General features: G+C 56.1%; 20 protein-coding genes. 9 read left to right on the top strand and 11 right to left on the bottom strand.

Translation table 11 applies throughout. The features are described 5' to 3' along the window. Positions 1–100: 100 nt before the first annotated feature. The 3 genes from ybeD to lipA all read left to right on the top strand — a co-directional run bounded on the left by ybeD (position 101) and on the right by lipA (position 2,239). A complete protein-coding gene (ybeD, locus tag N5J69_RS09075) occupies positions 101–364 on the top strand; it encodes a DUF493 family protein YbeD (protein WP_279769707.1) in 264 nt (87 codons plus the stop codon). A gap of 80 nt (positions 365–444) precedes the next feature. Beyond that, positions 445–1,104 (top strand): lipoyl(octanoyl) transferase LipB, encoded by a 660-nt coding sequence (gene lipB / locus N5J69_RS09080; RefSeq protein ID WP_279769708.1) that lies wholly within the window; start codon positions 445–447, stop codon positions 1,102–1,104. 169 nt (positions 1,105–1,273) lie between these two features. Next, complete coding sequence (gene lipA, locus N5J69_RS09085; protein WP_279769710.1) at positions 1,274–2,239, top strand: lipoyl synthase; 966 nt, start codon at positions 1,274–1,276, stop codon at positions 2,237–2,239. 112 nt (positions 2,240–2,351) lie between these two features. On the opposite strand, the gene tatE is transcribed toward lipA, so the two are convergent. From tatE to cspE, 4 genes are all read right to left on the bottom strand, one after another. Beyond that, on the bottom strand, positions 2,352–2,555 hold the full coding sequence (tatE, locus tag N5J69_RS09090; RefSeq protein WP_003854033.1) for a twin-arginine translocase subunit TatE: 204 nt from the start codon (positions 2,553–2,555) through the stop codon (positions 2,352–2,354). Between the two features lie 163 nt (positions 2,556–2,718). Beyond that, complete coding sequence (locus tag N5J69_RS09095) at positions 2,719–3,507, bottom strand: deaminated glutathione amidase (protein WP_279770098.1); 789 nt, start codon at positions 3,505–3,507, stop codon at positions 2,719–2,721. Positions 3,508–3,966: 459 nt separating this feature from the next. Next, positions 3,967–4,398, bottom strand: coding sequence for a GNAT family N-acetyltransferase (locus N5J69_RS09100; RefSeq protein WP_279769712.1), 432 nt, complete (start codon positions 4,396–4,398; stop codon positions 3,967–3,969). A 226-nt stretch (positions 4,399–4,624) separates the two neighbouring features. Next, a complete protein-coding gene (cspE, locus tag N5J69_RS09105; RefSeq protein WP_006118399.1) occupies positions 4,625–4,834 on the bottom strand; it encodes a transcription antiterminator/RNA stability regulator CspE in 210 nt (69 codons plus the stop codon). A 1,306-nt stretch (positions 4,835–6,140) separates the two neighbouring features. Here cspE and N5J69_RS09110 point away from each other — a divergent pair. Next, complete coding sequence (locus N5J69_RS09110; protein WP_150012361.1) at positions 6,141–6,386, top strand: hypothetical protein; 246 nt, start codon at positions 6,141–6,143, stop codon at positions 6,384–6,386. A 177-nt stretch (positions 6,387–6,563) separates the two neighbouring features. On the opposite strand, the gene gntT is transcribed toward N5J69_RS09110, so the two are convergent. Continuing rightward, the gene (gene gntT, locus N5J69_RS09115) at positions 6,564–7,880 is read right to left on the bottom strand and encodes a gluconate transporter (protein WP_279769714.1); all 1,317 of its coding nucleotides are present in this window, start codon (positions 7,878–7,880) and stop codon (positions 6,564–6,566) included. A gap of 291 nt (positions 7,881–8,171) precedes the next feature. Here gntT and N5J69_RS09120 point away from each other — a divergent pair, with 291 nt between their 5' ends. Next, positions 8,172–9,320, top strand: coding sequence for an iron-containing alcohol dehydrogenase (locus N5J69_RS09120; protein ID WP_279769715.1), 1,149 nt, complete (start codon positions 8,172–8,174; stop codon positions 9,318–9,320). Between the two features lie 199 nt (positions 9,321–9,519). Here N5J69_RS09120 and N5J69_RS09125 read toward each other — a convergent pair whose 3' ends face one another. The 4 genes from N5J69_RS09125 to N5J69_RS09140 all read right to left on the bottom strand — a co-directional run bounded on the left by N5J69_RS09125 (position 9,520) and on the right by N5J69_RS09140 (position 13,818). Continuing rightward, entirely contained in the window at positions 9,520–10,356 is an 837-nt protein-coding gene (locus N5J69_RS09125) for a Cof-type HAD-IIB family hydrolase (RefSeq protein ID WP_279769717.1), read from the bottom strand. A 101-nt stretch (positions 10,357–10,457) separates the two neighbouring features. Continuing rightward, a complete protein-coding gene (locus N5J69_RS09130) occupies positions 10,458–10,931 on the bottom strand; it encodes an RcnB family protein (RefSeq protein ID WP_279769719.1) in 474 nt (157 codons plus the stop codon). Between the two features lie 271 nt (positions 10,932–11,202). Beyond that, entirely contained in the window at positions 11,203–12,300 is a 1,098-nt protein-coding gene (locus tag N5J69_RS09135) for an ABC transporter substrate-binding protein (protein WP_279769721.1), read from the bottom strand. 231 nt (positions 12,301–12,531) lie between these two features. Next, a complete protein-coding gene (locus tag N5J69_RS09140) occupies positions 12,532–13,818 on the bottom strand; it encodes an HAAAP family serine/threonine permease (RefSeq protein ID WP_279769723.1) in 1,287 nt (428 codons plus the stop codon). A gap of 364 nt (positions 13,819–14,182) precedes the next feature. Between N5J69_RS09140 and N5J69_RS09145 the strand changes: the two genes are divergently transcribed. Both N5J69_RS09145 and N5J69_RS09150 read left to right on the top strand, forming a co-directional pair. Continuing rightward, positions 14,183–14,773, top strand: a complete 591-nt coding sequence (locus N5J69_RS09145) for a hypothetical protein (protein WP_279769725.1) — start codon at positions 14,183–14,185, stop codon at positions 14,771–14,773. A 149-nt stretch (positions 14,774–14,922) separates the two neighbouring features. Beyond that, positions 14,923–16,116, top strand: a complete 1,194-nt coding sequence (locus tag N5J69_RS09150) for a zinc-dependent alcohol dehydrogenase (protein WP_279769726.1) — start codon at positions 14,923–14,925, stop codon at positions 16,114–16,116. Positions 16,117–16,168: 52 nt separating this feature from the next. On the opposite strand, the gene N5J69_RS09155 is transcribed toward N5J69_RS09150, so the two are convergent. Beyond that, positions 16,169–16,375 carry a hypothetical protein gene (locus tag N5J69_RS09155; RefSeq protein ID WP_279769728.1) on the bottom strand — a complete coding sequence of 69 codons (207 nt, stop codon included), beginning with the start codon at positions 16,373–16,375 and terminating at the stop codon, positions 16,169–16,171. A 182-nt stretch (positions 16,376–16,557) separates the two neighbouring features. Here N5J69_RS09155 and N5J69_RS09160 point away from each other — a divergent pair, with 182 nt between their 5' ends. After that, a complete protein-coding gene (locus tag N5J69_RS09160; protein WP_279769729.1) occupies positions 16,558–17,268 on the top strand; it encodes a GNAT family protein in 711 nt (236 codons plus the stop codon). A 35-nt stretch (positions 17,269–17,303) separates the two neighbouring features. Here N5J69_RS09160 and N5J69_RS09165 read toward each other — a convergent pair whose 3' ends face one another. Next, positions 17,304–17,996, bottom strand: a complete 693-nt coding sequence (locus N5J69_RS09165) for a YetF domain-containing protein (RefSeq protein ID WP_279769731.1) — start codon at positions 17,994–17,996, stop codon at positions 17,304–17,306. A gap of 575 nt (positions 17,997–18,571) precedes the next feature. Here N5J69_RS09165 and N5J69_RS09170 point away from each other — a divergent pair. Beyond that, on the top strand, positions 18,572–22,333 hold the full coding sequence (locus N5J69_RS09170) for an NAD(P)-binding protein (protein ID WP_279769733.1): 3,762 nt from the start codon (positions 18,572–18,574) through the stop codon (positions 22,331–22,333). Positions 22,334–22,340: the final 7 nt, after the last annotated feature.

Genomic DNA, 22,340 nt, shown 5'->3' on the forward strand with positions numbered 1-22,340 from the left:
GCGCAGAGGGTGATTGAAAAATCACCCCTTCGCCCCCATTACACGATATTATGATGCTCCCGCTCAGGCGGGAGCCTGTTTTTTATGCACCGGAGTTAATATGAAAACCAAACTGAATGAACTGCTCGAATTTCCTACCCCGTTTACCTACAAAGTAATGGGTCTGGCGCAACCGGAGCTGGTTGATCAAGTGGTTGAAGTGGTGCAACGTCATGCGCCCGGCGACTACAGCCCTGAAGTTAAGCCGAGCAGCAAAGGCAACTATCACTCCGTAAACATCACTATCAACGCCACCCACATTGAGCAGGTTGAACGCCTGTATGAAGAGCTGGGCAACATCGAAATTGTGCGGATGGTGCTGTAATTTACGGGTCGGCAAGGCGTCTCTGCCTGACGGTTTGCCGACGTTATCCTCAGCGTTTTTTCCTTTAGCGGGCTATCGCTTTGTCAGTTGAAACCCTCTTTGTCCGTCAGTCAGATCTGCGCGACTGGCAATCCGTCTCCGACGCCATGCACCACTACACCGACCAGCGCGACGACCAGAGTCGTGACGAAATCTGGCTGGTCGAACATCCCCCGGTCTTTACTCAGGGTCAGGCAGGAAAAGCGGAACACCTGCTGATGCCAGGCGATATTCCGGTGGTGCAGAGCGATCGTGGCGGTCAGGTTACCTATCACGGGCCGGGACAGCAGGTCATGTACGTTCTGATTGATGTGAAACGCCGTAAGCTCGGCGTACGCCAGCTGGTGACCATTCTGGAAGAGACGGTTATCGCGACCCTGGAAAAATTCGGTGTCAGCGCCCGCGCCCGTGCGGATGCCCCTGGCGTCTATGTCGGGGAAGAGAAGATCTGCTCGCTGGGATTACGCATCCGTAAAGGTTGCTCGTTTCACGGTCTGGCGCTGAATGTTGCCATGGATTTATCCCCGTTCCTGCGCATCAATCCCTGTGGTTACGCCGGTATGAGCATGACCCAGTTGAAAAATTTCCAGCCAGAGGTCACCACGGAGCAGGTACGCTCTCCACTGGTCAGCGCATTTGCACGGCTGGCAGGTTATGAAAATGTTGAATGGATATCAGACGATCTCCCTGTTAAGCCTTAACGCAGAATGCGAATTTACAAATATGTAACCTATCCGTGCTGACTGTGGCTGCTTCGCAGGCGATGTAATGATATAATTTTTGCACTTTTTTCAAATAAAGTTGAAAGCAGCTTTCCCGGTTTGAGCGGGAACGCTTTCAAATCGCAATCCGACCGGAACCTGCTGATTTATGAGTAAACCAATTCAGATGGAACGCGGCGTCAAATATCGTGACGCAGACAAAATGGCGCTAATCCCGGTGAAAACCGTGGCTGTTGAACGGCAGGAGATGTTGCGTAAGCCGGAATGGATGAAAATCAAGCTGCCAGCCGACTCCAGTCGTATTCAGGGCATTAAAGCCGCGATGCGCAAAAACGGGCTGCACTCGGTCTGTGAAGAAGCATCCTGCCCTAACCTCGCCGAATGCTTTAACCACGGCACCGCCACCTTTATGATTCTGGGTGCAATCTGTACCCGCCGCTGTCCGTTCTGCGATGTGGCACATGGTCGTCCCAATGCGCCTGATGCCAACGAGCCTGCAAAACTGGCGCAGACAATCGCTGACATGGGCCTGCGCTACGTGGTCATCACCTCAGTTGACCGCGACGATTTGCGTGATGGCGGCGCACAGCACTTTGCCGACTGCATCAGCGCGATTCGCGAAAAAAATCCTGCGATCAAAATCGAAACGCTGGTGCCGGACTTCCGTGGCCGTATGGATCGTGCGCTGGAGATTCTTACCGCGACGCCACCGGATGTGTTTAACCACAACCTGGAAAACGTACCGCGCGTCTACCGTCAGGTACGTCCGGGCGCGAACTACGAGTGGTCACTGAAGCTGCTGGAGCGTTTCAAAGAAGCGCATCCTGATGTGCCGACCAAATCGGGTCTGATGGTGGGCCTGGGTGAAACCAACGCCGAAATCGTTGAGGTGATGCGCGATCTGCGTCGCCACGGTGTCACCATGCTGACGCTGGGTCAGTATCTGCAGCCGAGTCGTCATCACCTGCCGGTTCAGCGCTACGTCAGCCCGGCCGAGTTCGATGAGATGAAAGAAGAAGCGATGGCGATGGGCTTTACCCATGCCGCGTGCGGTCCGTTTGTCCGCTCTTCTTATCATGCAGATATGCAGGCCAAAGGCGAAGAAGTGAAATAAACGCAAAACCGCTCAGGCTGCTGCGAAAACAAAAAAACCAGACTGGAAACAGCCTGGTTTTTTTATGTGTGCCTGAAATAAAAAGTAACAGTTATTTGCAGACGATAACCGATTAATCTTTATGAACGACGCGTTCTGCTGGCACATCTTCAGCTGTCGTTCGGGTTGCGCTGGTATCTTCATCTTTCATGGCTTTTTTGAAGCCTTTGATTGCGGAACCCAGATCGCCGCCCAGTGAACGCAACTTGTTGGTACCAAAAAGCAGTACGATAAGCGCACCGATAATCAGCAGCTTGGCAATACTGATACCTTCCATATTTACCCTTTGAACTTTATTAAATCACGGTGACTGTTATTTACGCGCAGTTTACCCGTGGCGACAACTGGAATCTGTAACAGAGTGAGATCGCCGTGAAGCCACGGCGAAGCGCTCCTGTCGGCAGATAAAGCGGATTCGCGGTCGCTTCTGGTTCAGCCGATCACATGAGTTCTGGACGGGCGAAGCGCCGGTTTTCCAGGACAGGTAGTACACGGCGGGCATAGGCAACACGCTCAGGGTCGAGATCGGCAAACAGCAGTGCCGGAGACTCCGCCGCATTGGCCACCGCCACGCCCATCGGATCGACAACCAGACTATTGCCGATGTTACGTGGGCCACACTCGCCCACCGCCACCATATAACACGTGTTCTCCAGGGCACGGGTACGAGTCAGCAGTTCCCAGTGCATCTCTTTAAGCGGACCTTTAACCCAGGCAGCAGGGAGTACCAGCACCTCTGCACCATCCAGTGCCAGACGACGTGCCAGCTCCGGGAAGCGCACGTCGTAGCAGGTCATCAATCCGACTTTCATCCCCGCTACCTCAATCAACGGCGGAATGGCATGGCCCGGATTGACCCGCTGTGACTCCTGCATCGCGAAGGCATCGTACAGATGCAGCTTTTCATAGACGGCAATGATTTCACCCTGGCGGAAAGCCACCAGCACGTTGAGCGCTTTATGCTGATCGGTGGGGACATGAACGCTCATGATGGTCGTGAGCGTATTGTCCTGACTCGACGCCAGCAACGGGCGCAGGAAGGGCCCGTCCAGCGGCTGTGCCGCCTGCAGCACAAAATCAGGATCGGCATTATCACGTGCCAGTACCGCTTCCGGCAGCACCAGCAAATCGGCCCCCTCTTCTGCCGCTCGCTGCATGAAGTCCAGACAGACAGAGGCGTTCTCCTGCCATGCTCGGCTCACTGCAAATTGCCCTAATGCCACTTTCATCATTTTTCTTCTCCTGCAGCGCCGGAAACATCACGTCTGGCGTCACGCATCGGCGGATCAGCCCCTGCTGATAATGCTGGCGTGCGCCGTCATCTTCCTGACACTCTTCTGCTGCCAGCAGAGCAGGCATGTCTGTGTCAGGTACCGCATATCGTCAGGCCTTCCTGCAAAGTATCGTCCCGTTTACCCTTCTCTGCCTCGCCTGATGTGTGCAATCACATCAGCTTAATGCCGCTGGCATTTCATGTCAGATAAAGGACTACTGGTTTGCAGAGGCCTGCTGTCCGGCCGATAGCGCCCCCTCCCGGCAACCGTTTCTGCTCTCCTGACGCTACGCTGAAAGCAGAACGTGCTGACAGGCACAGAATGCCGTGGACTGTGATCATGTCTGTTACCAGCCTCAGGGAAACGCAGCGGGAGACGCTGGCCGGGACGCGGGTCGGCCCTGTGAATGGGCAATTAACCCGCCTGTAACGCTTTGACGAGATAACAGGGTGATTCAGCATAGCCTTCGCGGGCGTAAAACTGATTCGCCTTGAGACGTGACTGATGACAGTGAACTTCCATGCGATCGCAGCCACGACGCGCTGCCAGCGTTTCAGCGTGCTGAAGCAGCTGCTGGCCGACGCCTTTACTGCGCTCTCCTTCTGCAATACAGAAATAGCTGATGCGGGCAAAATCCCCCGCCAGAGCCAGCTGAGGAATAAAATGCAGGGAAAGGAAACCCAGCACCTGGCTGCCATGTTCAGCCACGAGCAGTGATTCACTGGGATCGCTGCATAACTGCGCCAGGCGCTGCTCTATGAAGCTTTCGGTGCCGCCGTAACCTAACTCGCTTAGCAAGGCACTCAACGCAAAACTGTCTTTTAACTCCGCCTGACGTATCTTCATCCTGCCTCCTTACTCACCGGGTTCTGTCGCACAGTTATATAGCGTCGCACGCTAAAAAGCTGCCTGTCGGGTTGTTATAAAGATGTTACGAGTATTTGTTGTGAGCCGCCGCGCAGTTTGTGCGGCATACAGCCGATACAGAGGGTACGATCAGAGGGATGAAGCGCAGATTACAGCCATAAAAAAACCCGCCATAAGGCGGGTTTTTAGAATTCTGACTGTTAACTTACAGACTGATAACGTTAGCAGCAGATGGGCCTTTAGCGCCGTCGGTGATTTCAAACTCTACGCGCTGACCTTCAGCCAGAGTTTTGAAGCCGTTGCTCTGGATTGCAGAGAAATGTACGAATACATCTTTGCTGCCATCTTCAGGAGTAATGAAACCGAATCCTTTAGATTCATTAAACCACTTAACGTTACCTTTGATCTTAGACATCTATATTACCTTTACATGAAAAATGGACACTAAACTGTGTCGGGGTCTAGTACAGCAATTGCCGAGGGATTTGTCCAGTCCGATTTGATGAAAAAGTGATAAATATCGACTTTCCGTGCATCCATCACACTTTCCTGCTTTCGGACTTGCGAATCCTCCCTGAGCGACTAGCAGACGCTGGATCGGCCCTGCACGCTAACCCGCTGGAATAAGGCACCTTTTTGATTGAAAACTGATGCAGCACTCATGTTAAAAAGAAAAATCTTATTAAGACGCATGACGCACATCAAGGAAACCCGGCGGTGCAAAAGGGCAATTTTTTGATCTTCATTCGGAAAATACTTTTTACCCACAGAGCCGATTTTGGCGCTTCTGCAGGTTACTGCGGGACAAATACACATTAAACAGACGCTGAATCTTAAATTTCCGAGCGCAGTTCCTGCTTTTAATCGCGGGAAAATAAGCGAGCCGTGCCATTAACCCCCGCCAGAATGGGCTATTCGTGGATATTTTAGCCAATAGCTAAGAAACATTGAGCGTAATCAATGAAGTGCTTTTTAGTGGCTAAATTCGCATTTGGCAACAAACAATCAGCGTCATAAGAAATTACGTTTCTCATCGCAGCCCGGAATAATATTGCCTGGCAATAGATAAAATCTGCTTAACCGAAAAGAAGCAGGCATCAGTCAGTGCTCATGAAAAAGGAGGATGAAACGCAGAATGGTCATGAAGATACGCTGTAGCCAGTGTGGAAGCGCACGGTTCGTTTTCACTGATTATCGGGAAGGTAAGCGCAACTTTCACGGTGCCCGCTGCGCATGCTGTAAAAAACAGCTGGGCTCACAGGATCTGCTGCCGAACACGCCAATGGATCCCATCAGCCAGTATTTATTAGCCAGCCAGAAAACAGTTCGGGCACCTGATTAGGTGCCCGCTGTCGCTGAAGCTTTAACAAAAATCTGACATCAGAAAATCAGTTTGAATACCCCTGTCAGGGTCAGTAAGCCCACGATAAAAATGATCGCGATAATCCACAGAATAATTTTCATTTCCTTTTCCCCTCACCGATTAAACACTTTTCCTGTAAGCAGTATAGACAGAAAAATTTGTTACGCCGCTTCCCTTAGGGTTTAACTGGTCATAAGTTCAGCAACTTTCACTTTTATTTATATTCTGGGATAACGATCGCAACACCACTTTTTACCGGCCCTCTTTCTTCGTTTTCCAGACCACTCCTGGCTAAAATTTAGGCGGCAAGGCAGGCCTCAGCAGTGATGAGATTGAAAACGAGTCGCGAGGAGATCTTATGAGCACGATTAATACCAGCATGGGCCGCTATAGCCTTAAGGCAAAAAACAGCGGTAACCACATCAAAGGTTCTTTCGCCATCAACGATGAAGGCGGCACTCAACTCACGATGCAGGAGTTTGAAGAGCACTACCTTGATGATGTGGTCAACAACGTTATCTATCCGGTCACCGGCGGCAACCGTGAAATTGCGCGTGCGCTGCGGGAACAGATGGTGAAAGCCGGTTTTGAACCGCCTCATTAAGAGGCCAGATTTACGCTGATACAGACCCGTGGGCCGCGTTTTGCGGCCCTTTTTACAGTGAGGTTACACGCCAGCCGTTGCGGAGAGATGACCGGAAACAGCTCAGGATAAAAAAGGAAACGCGCTGAAGAGAAGCGAAAGCAAAAAGCCGCTGGCAGTACTGCCAGCGGCAAGAGGTCAGATCATCCAGGAGAGCAGCAGGCATCCCACCAGACCACAAACCGAAATAATGGTTTCCAGCGCAGACCAGGAGCGGATGGTTTCGCCAATCGTCAGGTTGAAATACTCTTTGAACAGCCAGAAGCCTGGGTCGTTAACGTGAGAGAAGATCACGCTACCGGACCCCACCGCAATCACCATCAGTTCCGGGCTGGCCCCGCTGGTAACAATCAACGGTGCCACAATGCCCCCGGCGGTAATCGCCGCGACCGTGGCAGAGCCCAGGGCAATGCGCAGCACGGCGGCAATTGACCAGGCCATAAAGATGGGTGAAAGCTGGGTAGAGTGCATCATGCTGGCGATATATTTATCCACGCCGCTGTCCACCAGCACCTGTTTGAAGGCACCGCCGCCGCCGATGATCAACAGCATCATGGCAATGATTTTGATCGAGTCGGTAAGGGTATCCATTACCTGTTCCATCGTACGACCGCGATTCAGGCCAAAGGTAAAGATTGCAATCAGTACAGCAATCAGCGTTGCCATTACCGGGTCGCCAAAGAACTCTGCGTAGGGCAGCAGCACATGGCCTTTAGGCAACAGCATCTCCGCCACGGCACGCAGTGCCATCAGCACCACCGGAACCAGCGCCGTCCAGACGCTGACGCCAAAGCTGGGCATTTCCGCTTCGGTAAAGGTTTTCGGGTTGTAGAGTCCCTGCGGAATGGGTTTGTCGATATTTTTCAGGAAACGGGCATACACCGGACCCGCCAGAATTACCGTAGGGATACCCAGCAGCGTACCAAACAGCAGCGTTTTACCCATGTCTGCGTTAAACAGCGTGGCAATGGCCGTTGGGCCGGGATGCGGGGGAAGGAAGCCGTGCGTCACAGAGAGGGCTGCCGCCATCGGCACCCCGACGTAGAGCAGCGGCACACGCGCCGACGCCGCAACGCTGAACACCAGCGGCAGCATCAGCACAAAGCCAACTTCGTAGAACAGCGCAAATCCGACGATAAAACCGGTCAGCACCAGTGCCCACTGAATATGCTTTGTGCCGAATTTTTCAATCAGGGTGGTGGCGATACGCTGCGCGCCGCCGCAGTCGGCCAGCAACTTACCGAGCATGGCACCGAAGCCCATGATCAGCGCCAGACTGCCAAGCGTGCCCCCGACACCCGCTTTGATTGAGGTAATGACTTTATTGACCGGCATGCCCTGCATCACGCCGACCGCCAGCGCCACCAGGATCAGCGCGATAAATCCATTAAGCTTAAAGCGAATCATCAGCAACAGCAGTAACGCGACGCCAATCGCCACATAGAGTAATGGCATAGGTTTTCTCCACCTTGCGCACTGAACGGACTTCAGTGCCGGTTTGTTATCATGATCCCCTGAGGGCTACAAAACAGTGCGCTGTAAGATGTTTACACATCCCGACAAACGCTGTTACCGATAACATGTTAAGGGTAACATCAGCAGGAAAGCACCACCCCGCCGACGGTGAATTTCTGTTTTGCGAAGATGATCAACTTTTTGCCAGTGTGTTATCAGAAAGTTTGCCAGTGCTGGCGGCGCGCTTTTCGTTACACTCAGATTTTAGCGAAATGTAAAAAGGATGCGCTGGTGAGTGAGAACCTGAGTGAGCTGTACAGCAATCAACGAACCCTGTTTGGCCGTGGTAGCCTGGATAAACTGGTGCCGCTGCTGGCCGCCCGGTCCCAACCCACCCTGCTGTTCTGCGGACAATCTTTCCTGCAGGGTCCGGCCTATGCCCGAATAAAAGCTGAACTCAACGATCACATTCTCGGCTATGAAATTGTCAGCCATGAAGCCTCGCCCGCCGAGATCGATGGCTGGGTTACCCGCTGGCGCGGTCATGTTGATCGGGTGGTGGCGATTGGCGGGGGCAGCGTGCTGGATGCGGCAAAAGCCTTCAGCGCGATGATACAGCATCCGCTACCCACCGCCCGGTATCTGGAAAAAGTGGGGGATACGGCGGTTCAGCCCATCACGCTGCCGCTGATTGCGGTTCCGACCACTGCCGGGACCGGCAGTGAAGTGACACAAAATGCGGTCGTGACTGACCAGCTGGATATCCAAATCAAAGCGTCACTGCGCCACCCGGTCTTTGTCCCGGAAGTGGCGATTCTTGACCCCGACCTGCTGAAAGGCGCGCCTGACAGCGTGCTGGCAACCTGCGGCATTGATGCGTTTACCCACCTGTTTGAGGCGTATCTTTCCGGCAAAGGCACCCTCTTTACCCGACAGCTGGCGCTGACCGGCCTGCGTCAGTTTATCCAGGCCTGGCCCGCGCTGAATCGCGACGATGCGGCGGGTGATGCGGCACGTGAGGCGATGATGATGGCGTCCTGGCTGGGCGGTGTCAGTCTCAGCAGTGCGGGGCTGGGGGTGATCCACGGTATCGCCGGAGAACTGGGTGCCATTAAGCCGTTCCATCACGGCGAGGTGTGCGGACGTCTGCTGTTTCCGTTCCTGGACCTGTTGTCTGACAGCCAGCAGCCGCTGCAGCGCAGGCTGATGACGGAGCTGCACCCGCAGCTGTTCAGCGACACCACGGATTCACCGGCACAGTTTCTGAAGCAATGGCTGCAACAGCAGGCGATCATCCCGTTCTGGCAGGATGGCCCGTCGCTGAGTCACACCGACGTGGAATGGATTCTGGCACGTGCCAACAGCAAAAATTCGCTGGTGAATTACAGCCGCGAACAGATGCAGACGATGATTACGCAGGCCTGGCAGATTACGGCGTAATCAGGGGGGCGCTGGCCGCCCTGCCCGGTCCGACACCCCGGACAGATAAGGGGTGCTCCGCGCTATCCTGTCAGGCTTCGCCTCAGCAAAAGCGACCAGGCCGGGTCGCAGAGCTATCCGGCTAAGGTAAGTCGCAGAGCCATCCGGCTAAGGTAAGTCGCAGAGCCATGCGGCTAAGGTAAGCCGCAGAGCTATCCGGCTAAGGTTGCCGGGCGGTAAAAGGCCCTTCGCCTGCCAGCATCTGCTCAATAACCTGCAGCACGCCCTGCTCATTATTGGACGGGGCTGCATAGCGTGCCGTCTGCTTCACCCGCTGAGGCGCATTGCCCATAGCAAAACTAAAGCCGGACTGTTTCAGCATCTCCAGATCGTTACCGCCATCGCCGAAGGCCAGCACCTGGTCGTGCGTGATCCCCCAGCGTTTAGCCAGCAGATCCAGACCGTGCGCTTTATGATTTCCCGGCACGATCAGATCCACCGAGCCATGACCACTTGACGTCGCGGCCACGCGGCCCTGATGCAGTCGTTCAATATCGGCCATCAGTGGCCCGATGTAATCATCAGACAGGTTCAGCGCGAACTTAAAAAGCCGGTCATCCTGTACATCATCCAGATGATGAATCGGCTTCAGCCGGTGGCAGTAATGGCGCATCTTCTTCAGCCAGGCCTCTTCCATGCCATCAAAGTAATAGGCGCTGTCACGGCCACACAGCAGATAACGCAGACCCGGATAGTCGCCGTTTTGCAGGGTGCTGATTACCGCTTCAACGTCGCGGCGTTCAAAAGCACCGCAAAAAAGCTCCTCATCACGATCGATAATCCATGCGCCGTTTTCTGCCACAAAGGCGATCTCGCTGGCGATCTCAGGGAAAAAAGATTTGAGCTGGTAATACTGATTGCCGCTGGCCACCACAAATCTGATGTCGCGGGCGGTGAGTTGCTGATAACAGGCGAGAAAACGGGATCGATTGTACTGCTTATTATCGTCCAGAAATGTGCCATCCATATCTACCGCAACCATCTTAACCGTCGTCATCATGACTCCTTACACAGAAAATTTTCAGCGTGGAGTCTCAGGATAGCCGCTGGCGCAGTAAAACGGAAAGAAACAGGGATGGCCGCAGCCATCCCTGGGGATCAGTTCAGGGCGCTGTTCAGCACCAGCGCGGTAATCACGCCGGTCGCGGCAGCAATCAGCACATAGTTGCCGTCAATGTTTGCCCAGTGATAACCCCGTGGCGGTTCACGCAGACCGCGTTCATGCCAGTCAGCGACGCGGTAACGGTCGCCGCGATACGCCTGCGGGACAGGATGGCCGCGACGGAATTCGTGGCCCTGCCAGGCGAAATGGTCGCGGTCATGGCGGGATTCTTTGTCACGACGGTTGTTATCTTCCTCATGCCGATGATTTCCCATGTCGTGATTATCATGAGGATTGTTGCCGCGGTTATGATTCTTGTCAGGGCCGCGATTGTCAGGACGCGGGTCACTGTTCTGATGCGGCACGGGCATGCGGTGTCCGTCATCATGATCGTCTGCCAGTGAAGCCTGAGAGAAGAGCGTGCTGCAGGTTAAAAGTGAAGCGATAAGCGTTAATGTTGTTTTTTTCATGATATTGCCTCCGAAAATAACGGCTGTTCTGGCACCGTTGTTCCGTATCATGGCAATAATCCTGGCGGGGAACATCTGTAAAAGTCTTAAAATCCGGTAACTTACATACCATTACGCTTGCTTAGCGATTTCTTAACACGCGCTACAATTTTCCTGCCGTAATCGGGATAGTAATCTGCCTGCGCCTCCTGTAACTGACTGACGCCTCCGGGCCTGATGAAAACCAGGATGCTGACGTGCACCCTGGCTTTTACCGGGTTGTTCAATCCGGTTATGGCGTACTGAGGATCACTGGCGCATCCGGCAATCCCGTGAACTGTTTCACGATGTGGTGATAATCGGCGGTCGGATCAAGATCGCTGAAAAGCGCTGGATAGAGATCTTTTGCCAGAATTTCCATGCCGATGATGTTGTAAGGGTGATTATAAAAATGGTGATAAACGCCATACACCCGTTTCTGTTTCACCGGTTCGATCTGCGCCAGCCCGGTACGGCTCTGCAGGCGGTTAAAGGTGGCGGTTACGTCGGCCTGACTGGCATCGTAACCAAACGGCAGTACGTTACTGTTCGGACGCTTCGAGCCGGTCATGATGTAGACGTCCGGCTTCATGGCGATAATCTTCTCCAGCGACACAAAACCTGAGCTGCCGGGCAGCAGCGCCGACCCGATATTCCTGCCACCGACCGCTTCCACCAGCGCGCCCCAGCCATTATGACCGTGGGTAAAGCAGCAGTTGTCGCTGTTACCGGCAATCGGTTCAATGAACACCGTCGGCTTATGCGGCACCTGCGCAATCTTTTGCTGAATCATCTGCCAGCGCTGCTGGTAAAAATCAGCATAGGCTTTCGCCTCGGTTTCGCGATTCAGAACGGTACCCAGCACGCTTACGCTCTTCAGAGTGTTCTCTTTGGGGTGGAGCTCATCATCCAGGAACAGCACCGGAATATGCAGATTCTTCAGGGTGGCGAGCACGCCCGACTGCGTCAGTGCCGGTTTGGCGCGTAGCTGCGCAATCATCAGATCGGGCTGCTTCGCCAGCACGCTCTCCAGATTGACCTGTCCCTGATCGTTAAAGCCCATATCCACAATTGATGCCGCCTGCGGCCAGCGCTGCTTCAGCAGATTCCAGGTCTGGGTATCCTGTTTTTTCGGCAGGTTATTCCAGGCAACAACCCGCTGAAACGGGTTCTGTCGATCCAGTAGTGCCAGCGCCATCACGTCACGTCCATCCTGCAAAATCACATGCTGCGGCTCCTTTTGCAGCGTAATTTTCTGACCATCCATGTCGGTCACCGTGACCGGATAGGTGGTCGCCGCGCAGGCAGTTGACAGTAATAGTGTGGTGGCAGCAGCAATCCCGATTTTCATTTCTCTCCGGTCCTTTAATGGAATAATAATTATTCGCGTTAACTCTACCATGTCAGATAATCACAAATGTAAATATTGCTGAACAGATGCGTCTGACAGAGAGGGTTGACTGTGCGTCAGCTGGCTTAAAACCGGGGTCGATGGCGGGCGATACGCAGGGAGGATAAGGCGTGGCGGGCAGACCCGCAGGCGCATCTCAACCCGGTTGAGCGACGCCTGCGGTGTACAGTGTTACTTCACCAGCGAATAGAAGATCGCAGAGATAGCAATCAGACCAATCAGCACGACAAACAGGTTACTGATTTTACCGCTGTACTTGCGCATCGCCGGAACTTTCTGAATGGCATACATCGGCATCAGGAACAGGATCATGGCAATGACCGGCCCGCCCAGCGTTTCAATCATGCCGAGAATATTCGGGTCCAGCGTCGCCACCAGCCAGGTGGTCAGCAGCATGAAGAGTGACGTCAGGCGGTTCAGTCTGGCTGGCGCGAGGGTTTTACCGCGACTGCGTAGCGCCTTATTGACCATACCGTTAAACCCTTCGCGGGCCCCCAGATAGTGACCCAGAAACGATTTCGTGATCGCCACGATGGCGATCAGCGGCCCGAGCCAGGCGATCATCGGCACCTGAAAATGGTTAGCCAGATAAGAGAGGATGGTAATGTTCTGCGCCTTGGCGGCGTGTAAATCTTCTGGCGACAGGCTCAGCACGCAACTGAAGACAAAGAACATCACCGTCACCACCATCATCAGGTGCGAGCAGGCCAGAATACGCGAGCACTTTTTCTCCGCGGCATCGCCATACTCTTCCCGCTTTGCCAGAGCAAAGGAGGAGATGATCGGTGAGTGGTTAAAGGAGAAGACCATGACCGGAATCGCCAGCCACAGCGTCATCCACAGGCTGCTGCCCGCGGGCTGAACGGTCAGGGTTGAGAGCGCAGCGCCGTGCCAGTGCGGGATCAGATAGCAGGCCATCAGCATCAGCACCGCCACAAAGGGATAGACCAGCACGCTCATCGCTTTAACAATCATCTTCTCGCCGAAGCGCACAATCGTCATCAGTCCGACAATCAGCAAAAGCGACAGCAGCACCCGTGGCGGCGGCACCAGGCCGAGCTGATTGACCATCAGGCTCTCCACCGTGTTGGTAATCGCTACGCTGTACATCAGCAGAATGGGGTAGATCGCAAAGAAATAGAGCAGCGTAATCAGCTTGCCCGCGCCGACGCCAAAATGCTCCTCGACGACCTCGGTGATATCCCCGGCCGGGTTTTTCCCGGAGAGCACAAACCGTGTCAGGGCGCGGTGCGCAAAGAAGGTCAGCGGAAACGCCAGTATCGCCATGATGATCAGCGGGATCAGCCCGCCGACACCGGCATTGATGGGCAGGAACAGGACGCCCGCACCAATGGCGGTGCCGTATAAACCCAGCATCCACATGGTGTCGGTTTTACGCCATCCCGTATCGACGTCACTCTCAAGCGCGCCCAGCGTGCCAGTTTGCGTGGTTTTCATCAGATAGTCCGTGTTAAAAGCGCCAGTACCCTGAGCCGTTAAAGAAGGTGTTGTTCCCTGCTTTCCGGCCCGGCCGCAGCGAAACCTGCGAGCGTGATGCTGCCAGTGCGCATGCACAGGTAATCGTTTGCGTGCGCCACTTTTTACACTACCTGACGATAAAAGTTCAAGCTGCACCGATAAACGCGCATGAATTGCTGAAAAAACCGTCAGGTTGTGCAAAGCGACAGCGAGGGAAATCATGCCATCTTTGAGGCGTGTTTACCGCACTAAAATAGGTGATCCCTGTAACGATTAAACGTAACGGGCTACGCTTTAATTCTGACTGGCCGCGCCGGTAGCTGCTGAGACACAGGAGAAAAGAATGAAAATTGCCTGTCTGGGATGGGGATCGTTAATCTGGAAACCCGGCGCACTGCCGGTGGCCAGTCAGTGGCATCATGATGGACCGGCCGTACCGATTGAGTTTGTGCGCATCGCTGACGGCGGCGAACTGTCAACGGCGATCACTCTTAACGCCCGCCCGGTGCCGGTGTGCTGGGCCTGGCTGAACACGGCCTCACCTGAGAGCGCCTGCCGCGCGCTGCGCCTGCGTGAGGGGATACCCGACAGCCGCGCCGATGGCGTCGGGATGATGACGGTGACGGACAACGCGACAGGCCCGCTGGCAGAGTGGGCGCAGGCCCGAGGCATTGAGGGTCTGATCTGGACTGATTTGCCCGCCCGCATGGCAGGGGTTGAAGGCCAGATACCGACGCTGAGTCAGGCGCGGCACTATCTGCAGCAACTGACCGGTGAAACGCGTGAACACGCCTGGCGCTACATGGAAAAGGTGCCGTCGCAAATCGACACCGCTTACCGGCGCGCGCTGGCTGATCTTACAGGCGGGCAACCGGATGCGCTGTCCGTCACCGCCGCCCCAGTCCGGATGCCTCCTTCCTGCCCGCCGGTCTGAAACCGCCCCGCGTTCTGCACCGCTCTGCTTACTCCTCACAGGGTTACTACACTTCAGGCAGGCTGGATTTCAGGATCCCTGAGTCTGCCTCGCAGGTAGCCTTACCTTCTGGTCTGGCTGCCCTCCCCTCGCCAGCAGGAGATCAAAAGATGAAAGCATTAACCTATCACGGCCCGCATAAAGTCAGCGTGGATACCGTGCCGGATCCGGGACTTGAAGCCGCAGATGACATTATTCTGCGCGTAACCGCTACCGCCATTTGCGGTTCAGACCTGCACCTTTACCGCGGCAAAATCCCCGGTACAGGGCACGGCGATATCTTTGGTCATGAGTTTATGGGCGAAGTGGTTGAGGCAGGCAGCGCAGTGACTGCCGTCGCCAAAGGCGATCGGGTGGTGATTCCATTCGTGATCGCCTGTGGCGACTGCTTTTTCTGTCTTCTGAGCCAGTATGCCGCCTGTGAAAATACCAATAGCGGACGGGGTGCCATTCTTAACCGCAAGAACATCACGCCGCCCGCGGCGCTGTTTGGTTTCAGCAAGCTCTATGGCGGGGTGCCCGGCGGCCAGGCGGAGTATGTCAGGGTGCCAAAAGCCAATACCGGCCCGTTCAAAGTTCCCGCTGTGCTGTCGGACGAAAAAGTGCTGTTCCTGTCAGACATTCTGCCGACCGCGTGGCAGGCGGTTAAAAACGCGGAGGTTAAACCCGGCTCCAGCCTGGCGATTTTCGGTGCGGGACCGGTTGGCCTGCTCAGCGCCGCCTGCGCCCGACAGCAGGGTGCCGAACAGATCTACATGATCGACCACAACGCCTATCGCTTAAACTTTGCCCGTGAGCGCTACGGCGTCATCCCGATTAACTTCGATGACGTTGATGACCCGGCGGGCTGGATTATTGAACACAGCCCGGGCAATCGCGGCGTGGATGCGGTGATTGATGCCGTGGGATTTGAGGCAAAAGGCAGCCTGACCGAAACCGTGCTCAGCAATCTCAAACTGGAAGGCAGCAGCGGTAAAGCGTTGCGTCAGTGTATTGCCGCGGTGCGGCGTGGCGGTATCGTCAGCGTGCCGGGCGTCTACGCCGGGTTTATTCACGGCTTCCTGTTTGGGGATGCCTTTGACAAAGGGCTGACCTTTAAGATGGGGCAGACGCATGTACACGCTTATCTGCCAGACCTGCTGAAGCTCATTGAGCAGGGCCATCTGACGCCGGAAGAGATTGTGACCCACCATTTGCCGCTGGAAGATGCTGCACGTGGCTACGATATTTTCGCCAGACGCGAAGAGGAGTGCCGTAAGGTCATTCTGGTGCCTGGCATGGCCGCCACCCAGGCCACGATCTGATGGCCTGAAGGCCGCCACGATTCCCCGGCAGACCTCTGCCGGGGAGTTCAGCTTAACAGGGCTTGCGCTGCAGGCTGCTGCGCCACTCCTGCCTCTCCATCAGATGCTCATCCGGCGAATCCGCCGTATCTGTCTGACTCCCCTGCTCCAGCAGTTGCGCACTGCGTGAATGGGGATGACTTTCGCTCATCACCTGTTGTGAAAACGCGCCAAACGATAACAGCAAAAACAGCAATGCACTGGCCAGCCTCACTTTCATACGCACACCTCTTTGGTAACGGTGTCGCTATGCTGCCCGAAGGGTTTTCATTTTCTGTCAGTAACAGGCAAAGTTATGTGGGAAGCGGGAACAAGCTGCAACGGGTTTACGCGCGGTTCAGGATAACCATTCAGAGCGGCAGCCTTCCTGCTTACCGTCCGTTTTGCTTCAGGAGGATGCCAGTGAACATCAATCAATTTGGTCAGCCGGTTGGTGAAGCGTTGCCCGACTGGCAGCCCGCAGGCAGACCGTCCTGCACACCACTCACCGGCCAGCACTGCGTTCTCCTGCCGCTGAGCCCTGACCATGCGGAACCGCTGTTGCAGGCATTTATGCTTGCACCGGATGATCGCGACTGGACCTGGCTGAGTGCAGAGCGGCCCGTCACACTGCCGCAGATGCAGCGCTGGATTGCGGATAAAGTGGCGGACACCGCGCTGGTGCCCTTCACGGTCTGCACGCTGAATCAGCAGCCCTGTGGGGTGATCTGCTTTGCCAGCATTGAGCCCGCACATGGCACCCTTGAAATCGGTCACGTCACCTGGTCGCCGCTGATGCAGCGCAGTGTAATGGGCAGTGAGGCGATTTTTCTGCTGCTGCAACAGGCTTTTTCACTCGGCTATCGTCGGGTGGCGTGGCGCTGTGATTCAACGAACGTCGCGTCACGGCGGGCGGCAGAAAGGCTGGGATTCCGCTTTGAGGGCCGTTTTCGTCAGGCGATGACGCGTAAACAACGCAACCGCGATACAGACTGGCTGTCCATTATCGACGGTGAATGGCCAGCTGTTCATCGCGCCCTGCGCGCCTGGCTGAACGCGGATAATTTTAACGCTGCAGGTCAGCAAAAGCGTTCGCTCAGCGCCTGCTTTGCCGACAGTCCTGCAGGGAGCTGAGACGCGCTTAGCCCTGAATGCTGAAACGCTGGCTGTTAATGCAGCCGACGCACGCTGAGTGCCGCAGACCAGCGCTGTCGCTGACAGCGCGGGCAGACGGCCTGCTGCTCTGCCTCAATCCTCTGCGTCTGACCACAATGGGTGCAGGCATAAAGTGCGCTGACCGGCACGGTGCTGTAATCCTGCCGGTGCGCCGGCGGCAGTACGCTTAACCCGGCGCGCATCTCGTCGTCATCATAGAAATAGAGGCTGAGCTCTCCGTCCACCTCCACCAGCGCCAGCCGAATCTGCCCCAGATGCTCTACGCCGCTCTGGCGCAACTCCATATAGAACTCATCTTCAGAAATATTCAGCCGATCCAGACTCTCCAGCACATACAGACCGTCTTTAATCAGGGTAATGACATCCCCCTGAATCAGCCGTGAAAAGCGCGGGCTATGTGCCGTCAGCCAGGTGGTCAGACGGTAGAGCGTCAGCAGGACCACAAACACCATAATCACCGGCAGCACCGGGACATCATCGTAAAACGTCACGTCACCGGACGCGGAACCCAGCGTCAGAATCACCACCAGTTCGAACAGCGACAGCTGGCGCACGCCGCGTCGGCCAGATACTTTCAGAAAGGTGAAGACCACCAGATAGGCGATCAGCACCCGCGCTACGACCTCAAACAAAAAGGTGGCCGGTTGGTCGTTCAGTAAAAAGCGGTGCCAGTCGAATGAGAACATAGTCTGCTAAACATCCTGTTTTAAGGGGCGCGCATCGTCGCAGCCGCCCATTGATAGCCCGCAGATTCAGGCCAGTAATAAGTAAATCTTGTCGCCATCCTGCCAAAATGCAAGCGAAGCTGTAGCGCGAAAACGGGTCAGTCTGACCGCACTGCATGCTAAGGAAAAGGTTAACAAAGCTGAAAATAGCGCTGAGCCTCTTCACGCTGCGCTTATCAATCTGACAACTTAAACAACCGTGAAAATTCCTGTTTCTGACTGGATGGCTTTTGCCGCTGCGCTTTTTTCTTTTTACATCAATAATTTGCTAACAAACCCCACCCACCTATACTTTCCAGTAAGGCTTCCGTAAAACCCGTTAACATTCAGAGAAGCCACACTTTTCCTGCCGATAGCGCCGCACGTGTAGTCCTGCTATCTCACTCGTCCAAACCGCCACAGGATCTGATGCCTGCACCTCAGCGTCTGTGGCTTATGGCAAGGATTGCCAGCCTGCTTTGCATACCCATAACGCCCTGACCCGTTTCACGACGGCCCGTCAGCGGGAAGCATGTTGCTTTTTTTCGGGAGATGCCATGACGCCCTTTTCCAGTTTCTGGCAGGCCGGCTATGAAGGTGCCGATCATATCAATCCGGACGGTCTTGCGCTGTCGATGAATGAGCTGAACCAGCATCAGGCACGGGCGGCAGAGGATTATGCCGCGCTGAGCCCCTTTTCCATTCGCACGGTGCGCGAAAGCGTCGGCTGGCGGTTATGTGAACGCGATGGCCGCTATGACTTCTCCACGGTCGCTGCACGGATGCAGGCAGCAGAGCAGCAGGGTATTCAGCTGAGCTGGACAATCTGCCACTACGGCTGGCCCGCAGGCGTCAGCCTGTTTGATCACGACTTTGTCAGCCGCTTTGCTGCGTTCTGCGGCGCACTGGCCCGCTTTCTGGCCCCCTGGTATCAGCAGGCACCGATCTACTCCCCGATGAATGAAATCTCCTTTGTCAGCTGGGGCATCTCGGTCGGGCTATTCGCCTGCGAAGCGATTCCGGGACCGGATCGGGCCGATGCCGCCAAGCAGCAGCTGGTGCGCGCCACCCTGGCCGCCTGTGATGCGATCTGGCTCGCCGATCCGCGCGCCCGTGTGCTGCACTGCGATCCGCTGATCCATATCGTGCCCGATCCCGCCGATCCGGCCAGAGACCGTCTGGCGCGTGAGACGTGCGACACCCAGTATCAGGCGTGGGACATGCTCAGCGGTCGCCGTAACCCGGCGCTGGGTGGCGCGCCCCGCTATCTCGATCTGATTGGGGTGAATTACTACCACGACAACCAGTGGGAACAGGGTACAAACCGGCGGCTTTACTGGCATCTGGGCGACAGCCGACGCCAGCCGCTGCATCAGCTGCTACTGCAGGTCTGGCACCGTTATCAGCGTCCGCTGTTGCTGGCAGAAACCAGCCACGTTGGCAGCGGACGCGGTGCCTGGATCCGTGAGATCGCCTCACAGGTGGCGCAGGCGCAGCTGGCGGGCGCAAATCTGCTCGGCATCTGCCTCTACCCGATTCTCGACCGTCCCCTGTGGGAGGCGACCACGTCCTGGACCCGCAGCGGCTTGTGGGATCTCGATCGGCTCGGGCCGGATCCTTACGCCCGCCAGTTACAGCAGCCTTATGCCGAGGCATTGCGCCAGGCACAGCGCTTTTTGCAGCACCTCCCGTCACCACAACATCCCAGCCAGGAGCACACCATGAAACCACCTGTTCTCATCGTTTTCAGCCATTTACGCTGGGGTTTTGTTTTTCAGCGTCCGCAGCAGCTACTGACACGCCTGGCACAGCATTATCGCGTGCTGTTTGTCGAGGAGCCGGTCTGGCAGGCGGGACCACCGGGCCTGCATCAGAGTTCGCCTGCCGCCAACATCACGGTGATCCAGCCGCACACCGACAGTGATGCGCCCGGCTTTCACGACAGCCAGATCGCCCCGCTGCTGCTGCTGCTGACGCCGCTGCTGGATGACGATGACCAGCCGCTAATCTGGTTCTATACGCCGATGGCGCTGCCACTGCTGACACCTTTTGATCCGGCACTGGTGATTTACGACTGCATGGATGAGCTTTCTGCCTTCCGGAATGCGCCGCGCCAGCTGCAACAGCGCGAATCGGCGCTGATGACCCGCGCCGATCTGGTCTTTACCGGCGGCTCCAGCCTTTATGAAGCGAAGCGTGATAAACACCCTCAGGTTTACTGCTTCCCCAGCAGCGTGGATGCGATTCATTTTGAACAGGCGCGCGATCGCACTAACCGTCATCCGCTGCAGGATGCGATTCCGCCCCAGCGTCTGGGCTATTACGGCGTGCTGGATGAGCGCATCGACCTGCCGCTGATTGCGGCGCTGGCAGACAGCCATCCCGAATGGCAGATCATCATGGTCGGGCCGGTAGTGAAAATTGATCCCGACAGCCTGCCGCAGCGCGACAATATTCACTGGCTCGGCCAGCAGCCTTATCAGGCACTGCCGCAGTTTCTGGCGGGCTGGGATGTCTGCCTGATGCCGTTTGCCATCAATGCCTCGACCCGCTATATCTCGCCCACCAAGGTGCTGGAGTATATGGCGGCGCAGTTGCCGATTGTCAGTACCGCGATTGTCGATGTGGCGCGTCATTACGCAGAGGAAGTGGCGGTGGCAGAAACGCACGCGGAATTTATTGCCGCCTGTGAACAGGCAATGGCCATCAGTGCCGCAGAACGGCTGACGCTGGCGGGACGGATGCAGGCGAAAGTGGATGCCACCTCATGGGATCGCACGGCTGAGCAGATACATGGCCTGATTCAGCAGGCGCTGACGCAGCGTCAGCCCGCCGTGACGTCCGCCAGCCAGACCCACGCAAAGGCTGAAATCTCCCCCCTCACCCCAGCGATGCTGGCGAGCGAAGCGGTGCCCTGTCTGATTATCGGGGCCGGGCCCACCGGCCTGAGCGCCGGTTATCACTACGGTGAAGGTGCCGTATTACTGGAGAAAAATGCCACGCCGGGCGGCTGGTGCCGGTCGATTAACGATCGGGGTTTTACCTTTGACTATGCCGGTCACATCATGTTCTCGCAGGACCCGTACGTGTTACAGCTCTATGAGATGCTGCTGGGCGATAATCTGCACTGGCAGGCGCGTGAAGCCTGGGTCTACAGCGACGGTGTTTATACCCGCTATCCCTTCCAGTCGGCGCTGCACGGTTTGCCGGTCGGGGTCGTGAAAGAGTGCGTGCTGGGGGCTATTGAAGCGCGTTATGGTGAAACAGCGGTCGCCGCCGTGCCGCTGGATCGGGCGCGGGCCCGGCGGGATTGCTGCGCTGACGGTGCGATTCCCGATGAGGGCAGCACTGCCGGCATCGCAGAGGGCAAAGAGGATTTCGAGCACTTTATTATGCGCACCTGGGGTAAAGGCATCGCACGTCATTTCGCCCTGCCCTACAACCAGAAACTGTGGAAAGTGCCGCTGACCGACATGGAGACCTCATGGCTCGGCGGGCGTGTGCCGCTGCCGGATCTGTCACAGATTATTGATGGTGCGCTGCAACCGCTGGCGAAGCCGGTCGGGCCTAACGCCCGCTTCGGCTATCCGCTGCGCGGTGGCTTTCAGGCACTGATGTCCGGCTTTTTGCCGCACCTCAAATGTACGCTGGAAACCGACGCCATCCTGACCCGCATCTCCCCGCAGGCGCATGTTGCGCTGCTGGCGGATGGCCGTCACTACCGGTATGAGCAGTTGATCAGCACCATGCCGCTGCCGGAACTGATTAAGCTGATGGGCGATGAGGTGCCGGAGAGTGTCCGGCTGGCGGCGCAGCAGCTGCAGTTTGTGTCGGTGCGCTGCGTGAATCTGGGCATTGGCCGGGCTGACCTGACTGAAAAACACTGGATTTATTACCCTGGCGATACGCTGTTTCACCGCATTTTTGTGCAGGGTAACGCGAGTCCGCACTGCAACCCGCCGGGCGGTTTTGGCTTAACCTGTGAAATCACCTACAACGCGGCTAATCCGCTGCCGCTGGAAGGGGATGCGCTGATCGAGCGCTGCCGTCAGGATTGCATCCGGGTCGGCATGATCACCGCAGACGATCCGCTGCTCTGCGCGTCAGAGGTTGATATGCCCTATGCCTACGTGGTCTATGATCATGCGCGCAGCGACAACGTGGCGCTGATCCGCCAGTGGCTGCTGACCCAGGATATTCATCTGTCGGGGCGTTACAGCGAGTGGGAATATTACAACTCGGATCACGCCTTCCTGGCCGGTAAACGCGCGGCGGAAAATGTCCGGTTGCAGCATGTCAGCGCAGGGACGCTGGGCTGATCCGACG

This window comes from Pantoea sp. GD03673 (assembly GCF_029844725.1).
Classification (GTDB): domain Bacteria; phylum Pseudomonadota; class Gammaproteobacteria; order Enterobacterales; family Enterobacteriaceae; genus Pantoea.